Source organism: Providencia sp. PROV109, assembly GCF_033681625.1.
Lineage (GTDB): Bacteria > Pseudomonadota > Gammaproteobacteria > Enterobacterales > Enterobacteriaceae > Providencia > Providencia hangzhouensis.
On the sequence record NZ_CP096320.1, the window covers coordinates 2621503 to 2634009 of the forward strand.

Sequence of the window (12507 nt, forward strand, 5' to 3'; positions counted from 1 at the left end):
CCCCACCTTAGGGGAAATTATGAACTTAGAAGAATTAGGCGCATTGGGAAAAGTTATTTCATCTTCCCAAGTGCAAAAAATAACGGGCCTTGGTCGCACAGTATTGGATAAGTTAAACGCTGAAGGTGTATTAACAAAAATTTACTTTAGCGACCGCAAATATGTTTACCGCCTTGATCAAGTCAATGCTTACGTCACCTCTTGCATGAATAACCCAACAAAAGCAAAAGGTGAATCCTCTGCTGATAAAGCCAGAAAAGCACTTGAAGCTAAAAAGGCCAAGCAATGACTATCAAGCATCCAGTAATACGCTACCACGGTAGCAAGTTTCGCTTAGCTAAATGGGTGATTAGTCACTTTCCTGCTCACCGTTGTTATGTTGAACCATTCGGGGGCGCTGCTGGTGTTCTAATGCAAAAAGAACCTAGCTACGCTGAGGTATATAACGATTTAGATAGTGAGGTCGTTAATTTATTTCGGGTGTTACGTGATAAAGCAATGAATGAACAGCTACAACATGCTTGTTACTTAACGCCCTATTCACGTGACGAATTCGAACTGGCCAGAGTTAATATCAATGATCCTATTGAGCGTGCTAGGAGAATGGTTGTTCGTGCTTGTATGGGTTTTGGTTCCGCAGCTTCATCAGGTGGAACATCAGGTTTTCGCTCTGATAGTAAGCGCAAGTATGCAACGACTTCACATCTTTGGGCTAAATACCCTAAAAACCTAGCCGCTGTATGTAGTCGGTTGCAAGGTGTGATCATAGAGAACAAGCCAGCAACTGAATTAATCAAGCAACATGACAGCTCTGATACCTTGTTTTATGTAGATCCTCCCTATGTTCCATCCACCAGAGTAATGCGAAATCGTTATTACAACTTTGAACTCACTACCGATCAACACCATGAGTTACTGCAGGCACTTAAATCAGTTGCTGGCATGGTTGCTATCAGTGGATATGAATCAGAGCTGTACAACGATGAATTATCACGCTGGCGAAAGGTAACAAAAGAATCCCGTATATCCGCAGGTCGTGGTACTGGAACCCGAACCGAATGCCTGTGGATGAATTACTAACCCTTCCCTATGTGATTTAACCAAAGGATATAACCATGAAAAAGTTAATTGATACGACAGATTTTAATAACTGTGATGTATGCAATGACGATGCATGCACGATTGAAACCAAAGGCGACGGAAAGAAAGTATTTAATGGCGATAGCGTTACTTGCTGTGGATGCTCAAACACAGGTCAGATAACGGTTGAAGCAGAAGATTGCGCTTATATCGAATGGGATAACCCAAACGACGATTAACTCAGGATATATTTGCAAGGATGCAAACAGGAGATAGATATATGAATAATGGAAATTGTAGTTTTGAAGAATGGCACGATTTATTAATGCAAGTAGCAGCAGACCACGGCGGTAGCGCAGCAGATGCAGACGCTTGGCGTGATGATTACGAAGCAGGAAAAACACCACTTGAAGCGTGGGTTGATGAATGGGGTGATGATTAATCAGGGAAAGGATTAATTTAACTCGCAGGGATGCAATGAAGATGAAATGTAAAAGCCGAAATTAACCGGCTTAACATTACTTTAAAGAATATCTAAAAGAGAAAAGCCACCTATCCTAGTGACCGCCTTTGTAAAAGCTACTTTACCTGAAGCTAAAAAAACTGTCACTCTATCACCGTCTCTAATTGACACTGGGAAATCTGGATTATCAATAAAACTGAACCTCAATGCATTATTTTTTAAGTCTATTGGCTTTAATTTATATACTTCTTCTTTATATTTCACATCATGCACTTCAATATCCATACCGCCTCCACGTCATTATTGAGCGATGAGCATAACACACTGTTTTATAATGTAAATAATTTAAAGTATGGCTATATACATTACATAATCTTAAGTAGATATACGTATATTTCGGAGGGTTTAATGAAAGACAGAATCAAATTTAACGATGCCATGCTAGCAGCTGTCATGGATGGCAGAAAAACGCAGACACGCAGACCGATTAATCCACAACCAAAAGTAACCGAGGAAGAGTTACGCAAGTTTGGTGCATGGCAAGATGGCTACACACTATCAGAGCAAGTATGTGCAGCATGGCGACATGGATTTATTGACCCTGATTGCCCGTATGGTGAAGTTGGCGACATCATCAACGTTGCGGATAAAGACGGTAATATCAAAGGGAAAATTGAGATTACTGATGTTTGGTTGCAGCAAGTAAATGATATCAGTGAAAGCGATGCTAAAGCCGAAGGGTTCGATGGGTATGAAAACGCTTACTCATCTGAGTTTGCTTTGATGTGGAATGCAATATACGGAACTGATAGCTGGATTAATAACGATTGGGTATGGGTGATTGAGTTCAAAAATGCGAACTAAGGAGACATTCTGACAGTGGATTAGTCACATGGATGTGAGTATGATTCCTGCTTTAATTTCCGTTAAGGATAATGCAAATGAGTGAAGTTTCACGCTTAGCCACTGATAAAGATATCGTAAGCATGTGGTCTGAAATAATTAATATTTTTTATTTATTTATTGCTGGCATGGTTGGTGGTTTTCTTACTAATTGGTGGAAGAGGAAAAAATACCTTTTAGATAAACAAAAACTGGAGCATGAAATAGAATCATCAAGAGCTAAAATTGAATCGGACAAAAAAGCTCTTCGCCAGCAAATGATAACAAATAATATCGCTCCAATGAGGCAGGCTTGGATTAACGATGTTAGAAAAAAAGCTTCGGATTTTATTCATCAGTCAAAAGTATTACGCATGATATTGCACTCAACCATTTCTGGTGCATTTAAGATAACCGAGGATGATAAAAAAGAAAGAGAACACAATGCTAGTACAATCTATTATCAATTAAACGAAACAGCTCAATATTTAGATGTGTTGCTACCATACTCAATAAAAGGAGATAGAAATGAGCCTGAGGCTGATAAGTTAAGGTTTCAAATTAAAATAATCATTAATATTTTCGACGATATATTTTCTGACATTGATCGTGGGAATTTTGATAATCTAAGTATTAGATTAAATGAAATACTAAAATCAACTACTTTGGCTAGTAGCTACACTAAGGATGTTTTATTAAAAGAGTGGAGAGAGACAAAGTCGTTAAAGGAAATTGAATAACAAAACCCCTGCACTAGCAGGGTTTTTTTATACCTAAAATTCAGGAGGTAGATTGAAAAAATATGATCTTATTTATTGCGATCCCCCTTGGCAATACAGCAATAAAGTTTCTAACGGTGCCGCAAATAACCACTACCAAACCACCAGCCTTTTTGATTTAAAACACCTTCCAGTTCATACCATCGCCGCAGAAAACTCAGTCCTTGCCATGTGGTACACAGGAAATTTTGTGCAAGAAGCATTTGAGCTAGCCAAAGCATGGGGTTTTACCGTGCGCACATCAAAGGCTTTCACGTGGATTAAGTTCAACTCACTAGCTCATGAGCGTTTCGATAAGGCCCTACAAAATGGAACCCTGTTTGATTGGCATGACATCCTGGATCTACTCAATGCAGAAACCAAAATGAATGGTGGTAACTACACCAGAGCCAATAGTGAAGATGTATTAATCGCCACTCGCGGCAGTGGCTTAGAACGTATGAGCGCCAGCGTTAAACAAGTTGTGTTTAGTTGCTTAGGTGAGCACAGCCAAAAGCCTTGGGAGGTTAAAAATAGGCTTGAACAATTATACGGTGACGTTAATCGCATAGAATTGTTTGCGCGTGACATGTCACAAGGTTGGGATTCTTGGGGCAACGAATGCCCGAATAACAGCATTGAACTTACCGGGCCACAATTTATAACCAAGGAGGCGACCATTGATTGAATTCATTTTGATAGCGTACGCATGGATTGCAGGATATGTTTTCTCTGTAATTGGTGCAGAAAACGATAGCCGCCCTGTAATTATAGAGCGGCTTTTTTATTCCGTATTTTGGCTGGTGGTTGGTGCATCGATGCTATCAACTTTACTGGCCACAAAAGTTTTAGGCTCAGAAAAATAAAACTCTTAAATTTTACCCTTCTCTTTTTCTATCCAACCATCCACCATATTAGCCCACTGCTGTAGCATATCGCGGCGCTGCTCTGCATACTCTGCTTTGTTATAAACAGCACGCACGCCTTTTTGTTCGTGGGCTAAACACTTCTCTATCCAGTCAGAATTGAAGCCAGCTTCATGTAACAATGTGCTGGCTGTTCTCCTCAAGTCATGCACTGTCAAAGGTTCAAAATTAATCCCTTTATCATTAATGCGCTTAATTACACCAGTGATCACATTGTTTAAGGACGCATTAGACATATGCTTACTAATATCATGTCTACCCGGTATCAAATATTCACTTCCCATAGCACAGGCCTTTAAGCCAATGAGAATATCGTAGGCTTGCTCAGATAAATAAATTACGTGCGCCCTTCTTCCTTTCATCCTCGCCTTAGGTATGATCCAGCACCTATCTTCAAAATCTATTTCACTCCATGTCGCCTTTATAAATTCGCTTTTTCTAACCAACGTTAATATCACAAACTTAACCGCTAATTTAAGTGTTGGGTAACAGCTATAATTTTCTAACTCATTAAAAAATATTCCGACTTCTTTAGCTGTCATTGCCCTATCGCGTGCCTCAAATGTAGCGATGGATGAAGCTTTAATACTACTAACAGGGTTTTCTATCTCATAACCACGATCGATCACATAGTCGAACACAGAGCCAACAATTTCACGTATCTGCAAAGCCGTTGACTTGCCGCCACGTTCTTTAATCTTTTCACATAAGGCCCTAACCTTTTGTGTTGTTATTTCTTCTAGCTGTAGTTTTCCCAGTGTTGGATATAGATCCCTTTCGACAATGGCAGTCTTCATATCTAGCGTGCTGTCTGCGAAGCGGGTTTCTGATAGGTATTTGACGGTATAGTCTTTCAGGGTTAACCCTACTTTACGCTTTGTAATACCGTCTCGCTTCTGTGAAGCTGGTGATATGCCTGCATTCAGCGTCTTTTTGGCATCGATTAGCATTTCTCTTGCTTCTGCAAGTGTAATACCGTCATCGCTGTAGCGCCCAAAAGTTATCGTTTCTCTACGCCCATTAAAGCGGTAATCATATCTAAATGATATAGAACCAGTTTTTGTAACAGCAACATACAAACCGTCACGATCAGCTACCTTATATAGCTTATCTCCTGGCTTTAAGCTCTTTAATTTTTTATCGGTTAACACGTCGGTATTCCTTTGCGTGATACCGTCATTTTTATATTTTATTCGACGGTATTAAGTTATCAATTTAGTCATTATTATTTCTGATACCGTCATATATACCGTCAAAATTATCGGCAATTGTCAACTACTAAAGACTGTTAAAAACAAAAAGGCACCAGTAACTAACTGATGCCTTTGGATTTATCGATAACTAAAAACTGTTATCAACAATAACTATATTATTCCCACTCAATAGTCGCAGGTGGTTTGCCGCTGATATCATAAACGACGCGGGAAATACCATCGACTTCATTAATGATGCGGTTTGAAACGCGGCCTAAGAAGTCATAAGGTAAATGTGCCCAATGAGCGGTCATAAAGTCGATGGTTTCAACTGCACGTAGTGAAACAACCCAGTCGTATTTACGGCCATCACCCATAACACCGACAGAGCGGACAGGTAAAAATACGGTAAATGCTTGGCTAACTTTATGATATAAATCTGCTTTGTGCAGTTCTTCAATAAAGATAGCATCTGCACGACGTAATAAATCACAGTACTCTTTCTTCACTTCGCCTAATACACGCACACCTAAGCCTGGGCCTGGGAATGGGTGGCGATACAGCATATCGTACGGGAGGCCTAATTCGAGACCAATTTTACGGACTTCATCTTTAAACAATTCTTTTAATGGCTCAACTAAACCAAGTTTCATGTCATCCGGCAGACCACCTACGTTATGGTGAGACTTGATAACGTGTGCTTTACCGGTTGCTGATGCTGCTGATTCGATAACGTCTGGGTAAATTGTTCCTTGAGCCAACCATTTGATATTAGGCAGCTTAGATGACTCTTCATCAAATACTTCGATAAATACGTGGCCAATTTTCTTACGTTTAGCTTCTGGATCGCTGATCCCAGCTAATGCATTTAAGAAGCGATCTTCAGCTTTTGCATGGATGATGTTCAGGTCAAATTTACCTGCGAACATTTCCATTACTTGGTCTGCTTCGTTTAAACGCAATAAACCGTTATCAACGAACACACAGGTTAAACGTTTACCAATTGCACGGTTTAATAGCAATGCCGTAACCGATGAATCAACACCACCCGATAGTGCGAGCAGTACGTGGTCATCACCAATTTGCTCTTTTAAACGCGCTACTGTGTCTTCGATAATTGCCGCTGGTGTCCACAGGGCTTCACATTGGCAAATATCTTTCACAAAACGCGTTAAAATATTCAGGCCTTGGTGAGTGTGAGTCACTTCTGGGTGGAATTGCACACCGTAGAATTTCTTCTCTTCATTTGCCATGATGGCATATGGGCAGCTTGGCGTGCTGGCGATAGTTTTAAAATCTGCAGGGATAGCTGTAACTTTATCACCATGGCTCATCCAGACATCAAGTACTGGCTTGCCAGCTTCGTTCAGAGAGTCATGAATATCACGGAATAATTCACATTGCTCAGTGATTTCGACATTGGCATAACCGAACTCACGTTCACCAGAGACTTCAACTGTACCACCCAACTGCATTGACATGGTTTGCATGCCATAACAAATACCTAATACAGGAACACCTGCATTAAATACGTAATCAGGAGCACGTGGGCTATCTGACTCAGTCGTACTTTCTGGCCCGCCAGAAAGAATAATACCGTTTGGATTGAATCCTCGAATTTGTTCTTCTGTAACGTCCCACGCCCAGAGTTCACAGTAAACGCCAATTTCACGAATACGACGGGCGATCAGCTGTGTATATTGCGAGCCGAAATCAAGAATAAGAATGCGATGTTTATGGATATTTGTTGTCATTTGAGGAGAATTCCAAAAATTCAAGTCAAAAATAAGAATCGGTGACGCAATCAAATGAATGCGCCACCCTGAGAAACTTTATCGATTATTGCCCCAAACGGTAGTTTGGAGATTCTTTCGTGATAGTAACATCATGAACGTGGCTTTCTTGGATACCGGCTCCACTGATGCGAACAAATTCTGCTTTTGTTCTTAATGCATCAATAGTACCACAGCCCGTCAGGCCCATACAGGAGCGTAAGCCCCCCATTTGTTGATGAATGATTTCTTTTAGGCGACCTTTGTATGCTACGCGGCCTTCAATGCCTTCTGGCACTAATTTGTCTGCTGCATTATCAGATTGGAAGTAACGATCTGACGAACCTTTAGACATCGCACCCAGTGAACCCATGCCACGGTATGCTTTGTAAGTACGGCCTTGGAATAAAATAGTTTCTCCCGGAGACTCTTCAGTTCCTGCGAACATTGAGCCGACCATCACACAGGCTGCGCCGGCTGCGATCGCTTTAGAGATATCACCTGAGAAGCGAATCCCCCCATCCGCGATAACAGGAATACCCGTACCTTCAAGGGCTTCTGCCGCTTCTGCAATAGCTGTAATTTGTGGTACACCCACACCAGTTACGATACGAGTTGTACAAATTGAACCAGGGCCAATACCGACTTTAACGGCGCTAACACCTGCATCAGCCAGCGCTTTCGCCCCTTCCGCGGTTGCAACGTTACCGCCAATGATTTGTAAATCAGGGTATTTTTGGCGGGTTTCACGAATACGTTGTAATACGCCTTCTGAATGACCATGTGATGAATCAATTAATAAAACGTCAACACCAGCAGCCACCAGCGCGTCAACACGCTCTTCATTTCCTGCACCAGCACCAACAGCAGCACCAACACGCAAACGGCCTTGCTCGTCTTTACACGCGTTTGGCTTACGTTCTGCTTTTTGGAAGTCTTTAACGGTGATCATCCCTAACAAATGAAAGTTATCATCGATCACTAAGGCTTTTTCTACACGTTTTTCATGCATTTTTTGTAAAACAATTTCACGTGCTTCGCCTTCTTTCACGGTGACTAAACGTTCTTTTGGCGTCATCACAGCAGTAACAGGCTGGTCCAAATCCGTCACGAAACGAACATCGCGGCCCGTAATAATACCAACTAATGAGTTGTCGTTTGCAACTACTGGGTAACCTGCAAAACCATTGCGCTCAGCCATTTCTTGCACTTCACGAATGGTAGTATCAGGCGTTACTGTCACAGGGTCAGTGACGACACCACTTTCATGCTTTTTCACGCGGCGAACTTCTTCCGCTTGGCGCTCAATAGTCATGTTTTTATGGATGAAACCAATGCCACCTTCTTGTGCTAATGCAATAGCAAGGTCAGATTCAGTGACAGTATCCATGGCTGCAGAAAGCATAGGAATGTTCAGGCGGATGTTTGCAGTCAGTTGAGTTGATAAATCTGCGGTATTCGGTAATACGGTTGAGTGTGCAGGAACGAGTAAAACGTCGTCGAAAGTAAGTGCTTCTTTTTTAATGCGTAACATAGGCAATATCCCACCAGGCAGCGTTATGGAAAGGTATAAAATATTGCCGCGGCATTATACACACCGAAAACGGTTGCTTCCAGCGTTTTTTTGAAAAAAAACTTGATAACTCCTATAACTGCGTTAGTATCTATCGATTAAGTCATTGTTTTAAAATTTGATCTGGCTCACATGTCGACTTCACAAAATAACGCAATTTACTCGGTTAGCAAGCTTAACCAGACTGTTCGAGAACTTCTTGATAACCAAATGGGCCGTATTTGGTTAACCGCTGAAATTTCCAATTTTTCACAACCAAGTTCAGGTCATTGGTACTTAACCTTAAAAGATGACCGAGCACAGGTACGTGCGGCAATGTTCCGTGGGCAGAATGCACGTGTCACTTTCCGCCCACAAAATGGCCAGCAAGTTTTGGTTAGAGCGACAGTGACTTTATATGAACCTCGAGGTGACTACCAATTAATCCTTGAAAGTATGCAGCCAGCCGGTGAGGGCTTACTGCAACAGCGTTTTGAACTATTAAAACAAACGCTAAGCGCACAAGGCTTATTTGATATTATTCATAAAAAACCGCTACCTAGCCCTGCTAAATCTGTCGGTATCATTACATCAGCAACCGGTGCAGCCCTACATGATATTTTAAATATTTTACGCCGCCGGGATCCTTCTCTGCCTATCATTATCTATCCAACGGCCGTTCAAGGCGAAATGGCACCAGCACAAATTGCTCGAATGATTGAGCTAGCAAATTTGCGTCAAGAATGTGATGTGTTAATTGTCGGTCGCGGTGGGGGCTCCCTTGAAGATTTGTGGGCATTTAATGAAGAAATCGTTGCTAGAGCTATTTTTGCTAGTCAACTGCCTATAATTAGTGCTGTTGGTCATGAAACCGATGTGACGATTGCGGACTATGTAGCGGACGTAAGAGCACCAACCCCATCTGCGGCAGCCGAGCTTGTTAGCCGTAACCAGCTAGAAATGCTGCGGCAGTTAAAATCTGCACAGCAACACCTTGAAATGGCAATGGATTATTACGTGGCAGGCCAACAACAAAGATTTGCTCGTTTGCATCACCGTTTACAACAACAGCACCCGCAATTACGTTTGGCACGGCAATATAATCAACTTAATTTATTGCAACAAAAGCTAGCACAGTCGATGACTCGGCAACTACAAAATTCGACGGCTAAATTCGAAAGAGTTAATCGCCGTTTGCTACAAAATGATTTACGCCCTCAGTTGCAAAAACAACAACGTCAGTTGCAACAAACACAATATCATTTGCAAAATATGATCACGAGTTTGGTCAATAGCTATCGTCAACGTTTTGCTGTCGCGTGTTCGAAAATGGAAGCTGTCAGCCCATTGGCAACACTTGCTCGCGGCTTTAGTATTAGTGAGACAGCAGAAGGCACCGTGTTGAAAAAAACCAGCCAAGTAAAATTAGGGCAACCACTGAAAACACGCCTTAATGATGGCTGGGTTGAAAGCCAAATTACCCACATTGAGAAAGTTAAAACCAAAAGAGTATCGAAGTGATTATTTTAACCACTTATCTCGATTAAAATAACGGGATAAGTGGTTGTAAATTTATATACTGGTTAGAAACGTACCTGCCCACCAATCATATAAGTACGCCCTCTACCCGTTTCGTTATTTCGCCCTCGTTCTTCCATAATTGCCCCCGAATTTGCGCGATTTAATGCATCGGTATAGTTTTTATTCGTCACATTGTTAATAGTCATCATCAATTTAACGTTTTTATTAATTTCATAATCTGCATATACATCAACAATAGTTGGTTGTTTCTCATATTTCTCCGTCATAGCATCACCATTTTGGTCGCCATCGGGTACTGGGCTAATCCGTTTGGAGGGGCCAGTCCATGTAATCGTTGAACCGAGTGTCAGTTTTTCATCAAAGAAGCGTACGCCTGAGTCTAATGTTAGGTAATAGTCAGGTAATTGAGTGAAATCCCCTGCACTAAATAAGGAGGTGCTATTAATAGAAACCGGCTGTTTTCCTGACTCTTTGGTATATGAAACCATTGAATAAAATACACCTGCATCGTAGTTGGCTTGCAATTCATACCCTCGTAAATTTACATCTCGATGGTCATTCACATACATTTCTGCTCGCTGAAACATTGGTGGATTCTCTTTATCCCATACATCATCATTCACTAAACACCAATCAAATTCATCCTGTGGATTGGAACGACAAAGTACAAAAGCTTTACTCGTGATATAATCTTTAACTTGGGTATGAAACCACAATGCTTTCAGATTGAATTGGTCACCATCTACCACTAAATCAGGTTTTAAGCTATTAAACCCAACCTGCCAAGTTTTTGATTTTTCACCCTTAAGAAATGGATTCATCGTCTGGCCACCATTTGAGGAGAAAAAAGCTTCTTGTGAATTCGGTGCACGCATGGAATGTGCGTAACTAACAAAGGGCTGGAATTCAGGAATGATTTGAGCGGATAACAATATACCTGGGTTAATCCCACTATCTTTAATGTTCAGATTACTGGCTTCTTGGGGGAAACATTTTTCGGTTTCATCACACGCAGGCTTATAACCTTTCACGCTATAATTGAGGTAATTAAGGTCAAATATCGCTGTATAGATATCGTATTTCGCTTCAAACTGAGTATATACGCTGGCAATATCTTGTGTTCCACTTGGTGAAAATGGATTGTTTATCTGGGTATTTGGGTCTTCAACCGATTGTGCTTCCTTACTGTATTTGGTTTTCATTAATTTCGAACCTACTTGCCATTTATAATCCACATCTCCATAAGAAAAATGGCTAGTATTGGATAAATTTATACTATCAGATTTATTTTTAGATATGGCATTTTTAAAGGCTCCACCAATAGGATCACCTTGAAATTTTTGTTCATTATTGCCATGGCTTGCCAGTATTTCTACGTCAATTAATTCATTTAATGGAGTGTATTTATATTTTAGATAATAGTCCTCACTATTAATCTTTCTGCTGGTAAGTTTATTTTGCAAAAAACGCCCACTGAATTCCAATTCATGGCGATCATTAGGTTTATATTTCAACTTTGCCAATTGAGATTGTGGCTTTTGTTTGAATGAGGGATCTGTGGCAAATTCATCACTATTAAAACCATCGCCGTTTTTATAGCTGCCGGGGATATTATGCCCACTAACTGCAATTAAACCACCAAAGTAACCATCATCCTGTAATTGTGTTTTACCCGCAACAGCAACCATCCCGTTATAACCGAGACCATTATCCCCCCAGTTAGCTTTACTACGCAGTCCGTATAAATTGTCGTTAAAAATGACGTCATCAATTCCGATAGTGCGGAAATTCGCACTTCCGGCTAAAGCATTAATGCTATTACTGCCATTCAACTGCCCTTTCTCCACTTCCACTGAGACAATAAAGTTTGGATCAATTAATGAGCCAAAATCATTACTCGGCTGCATACCGTGGGTATATTTGCTCGGTGAGATACCATAATAACTTTGCGTAATACCATCAACCATCATATTCACGCGACCAAAACCACTCAGTCCACGAATATTGACGTTAACCGTACCTTGGCTGGCATCCATTTGAGTATAGGTACCGGGCATGGTGCGAATAATTTTATCCATCGACTGCAATTTATTTTCTGTACCAACCGCACTATAAGCACCTGGTTTTTCTAATGCTTTGACTAGTGGGGTTTGTTTCTGCGCACCTGAAACTTTTAATTGGCTAAAATTAACCACACCTTCTTTCTGCTTATTTTGCTGCTGTGTATTTTCAGCCAAAGCGATCCCTTGGTAGCTAGTGGCAATAATACCAGCTACCATAATTATTGTTTTATTATTCATTAAACCATTCCTGTAAACGTACTGAGTGTCATACGCTCA

Annotated in this window: 14 protein-coding genes; 9 read left to right on the forward strand and 5 right to left on the reverse strand. The window is 41.0% G+C overall.

All coding sequences use genetic code 11. The annotated features are described in order from the left end of the window. The first annotated feature begins 19 nt into the window (after positions 1-19). From M1F25_RS12150 to M1F25_RS12165, 4 genes are read left to right on the forward strand one after another with little or no spacing between them, the layout of a single operon-like run. A complete protein-coding gene (locus tag M1F25_RS12150) occupies positions 20-289 on the forward strand; it encodes a hypothetical protein (protein WP_061063961.1) in 270 nt (89 codons plus the stop codon). Beyond that, positions 286-1080, forward strand: a complete 795-nt coding sequence (locus tag M1F25_RS12155; RefSeq protein ID WP_181488014.1) for a DNA adenine methylase — start codon at positions 286-288, stop codon at positions 1078-1080. The genes M1F25_RS12150 and M1F25_RS12155 overlap by 4 nt, the downstream gene beginning before the upstream one ends. Before the next feature lie 35 nt (positions 1081-1115). Continuing rightward, the gene (locus M1F25_RS12160) at positions 1116-1319 is read left to right on the forward strand and encodes a hypothetical protein (protein ID WP_181488016.1); all 204 of its coding nucleotides are present in this window, start codon (positions 1116-1118) and stop codon (positions 1317-1319) included. 41 nt (positions 1320-1360) lie between these two features. Then, positions 1361-1522, forward strand: a complete 162-nt coding sequence (locus tag M1F25_RS12165; protein ID WP_181488018.1) for a hypothetical protein — start codon at positions 1361-1363, stop codon at positions 1520-1522. An 81-nt stretch (positions 1523-1603) separates the two neighbouring features. Here M1F25_RS12165 and M1F25_RS12170 read toward each other — a convergent pair whose 3' ends face one another. Further along, positions 1604-1828 (reverse strand): hypothetical protein, encoded by a 225-nt coding sequence (locus M1F25_RS12170; protein ID WP_103004607.1) that lies wholly within the window; start codon positions 1826-1828, stop codon positions 1604-1606. A gap of 123 nt (positions 1829-1951) precedes the next feature. Here M1F25_RS12170 and M1F25_RS12175 point away from each other — a divergent pair, with 123 nt between their 5' ends. The 4 genes from M1F25_RS12175 to M1F25_RS12190 all read left to right on the forward strand — a co-directional run bounded on the left by M1F25_RS12175 (position 1952) and on the right by M1F25_RS12190 (position 4049). Beyond that, positions 1952-2407: an ASCH domain-containing protein gene (locus M1F25_RS12175; RefSeq protein ID WP_181488020.1), complete on the forward strand. Its 456-nt coding sequence runs from the start codon at positions 1952-1954 to the stop codon at positions 2405-2407. A gap of 77 nt (positions 2408-2484) precedes the next feature. Next, positions 2485-3165 (forward strand): hypothetical protein, encoded by a 681-nt coding sequence (locus tag M1F25_RS12180; RefSeq protein WP_181488021.1) that lies wholly within the window; start codon positions 2485-2487, stop codon positions 3163-3165. Positions 3166-3217: 52 nt separating this feature from the next. Next, positions 3218-3871 (forward strand): MT-A70 family methyltransferase, encoded by a 654-nt coding sequence (locus tag M1F25_RS12185; RefSeq protein WP_181488023.1) that lies wholly within the window; start codon positions 3218-3220, stop codon positions 3869-3871. Then, on the forward strand, positions 3864-4049 hold the full coding sequence (locus M1F25_RS12190; RefSeq protein ID WP_117162283.1) for a hypothetical protein: 186 nt from the start codon (positions 3864-3866) through the stop codon (positions 4047-4049). Before M1F25_RS12185 ends, M1F25_RS12190 begins: the two co-directional genes overlap by 8 nt. 5 nt (positions 4050-4054) lie before the next feature. On the opposite strand, the gene M1F25_RS12195 is transcribed toward M1F25_RS12190, so the two are convergent. The 3 genes from M1F25_RS12195 to guaB all read right to left on the reverse strand — a co-directional run bounded on the left by M1F25_RS12195 (position 4055) and on the right by guaB (position 8608). Continuing rightward, positions 4055-5260, reverse strand: a complete 1206-nt coding sequence (locus tag M1F25_RS12195) for a tyrosine-type recombinase/integrase (RefSeq protein ID WP_181488025.1) — start codon at positions 5258-5260, stop codon at positions 4055-4057. A gap of 218 nt (positions 5261-5478) precedes the next feature. After that, positions 5479-7056: a glutamine-hydrolyzing GMP synthase gene (gene guaA / locus M1F25_RS12200; RefSeq protein ID WP_094960497.1), complete on the reverse strand. Its 1578-nt coding sequence runs from the start codon at positions 7054-7056 to the stop codon at positions 5479-5481. 85 nt (positions 7057-7141) lie between these two features. Next, positions 7142-8608 (reverse strand): IMP dehydrogenase, encoded by a 1467-nt coding sequence (gene guaB / locus M1F25_RS12205; protein WP_004253607.1) that lies wholly within the window; start codon positions 8606-8608, stop codon positions 7142-7144. Positions 8609-8779: 171 nt separating this feature from the next. Here guaB and xseA point away from each other — a divergent pair, with 171 nt between their 5' ends. Then, on the forward strand, positions 8780-10147 hold the full coding sequence (xseA, locus tag M1F25_RS12210) for an exodeoxyribonuclease VII large subunit (protein WP_144140684.1): 1368 nt from the start codon (positions 8780-8782) through the stop codon (positions 10145-10147). A gap of 62 nt (positions 10148-10209) precedes the next feature. Here the strand turns inward: xseA and M1F25_RS12215 are convergent, their stop codons facing one another. Next, the gene (locus tag M1F25_RS12215; protein ID WP_181488027.1) at positions 10210-12468 is read right to left on the reverse strand and encodes a TonB-dependent receptor domain-containing protein; all 2259 of its coding nucleotides are present in this window, start codon (positions 12466-12468) and stop codon (positions 10210-10212) included. Positions 12469-12507: the final 39 nt, after the last annotated feature.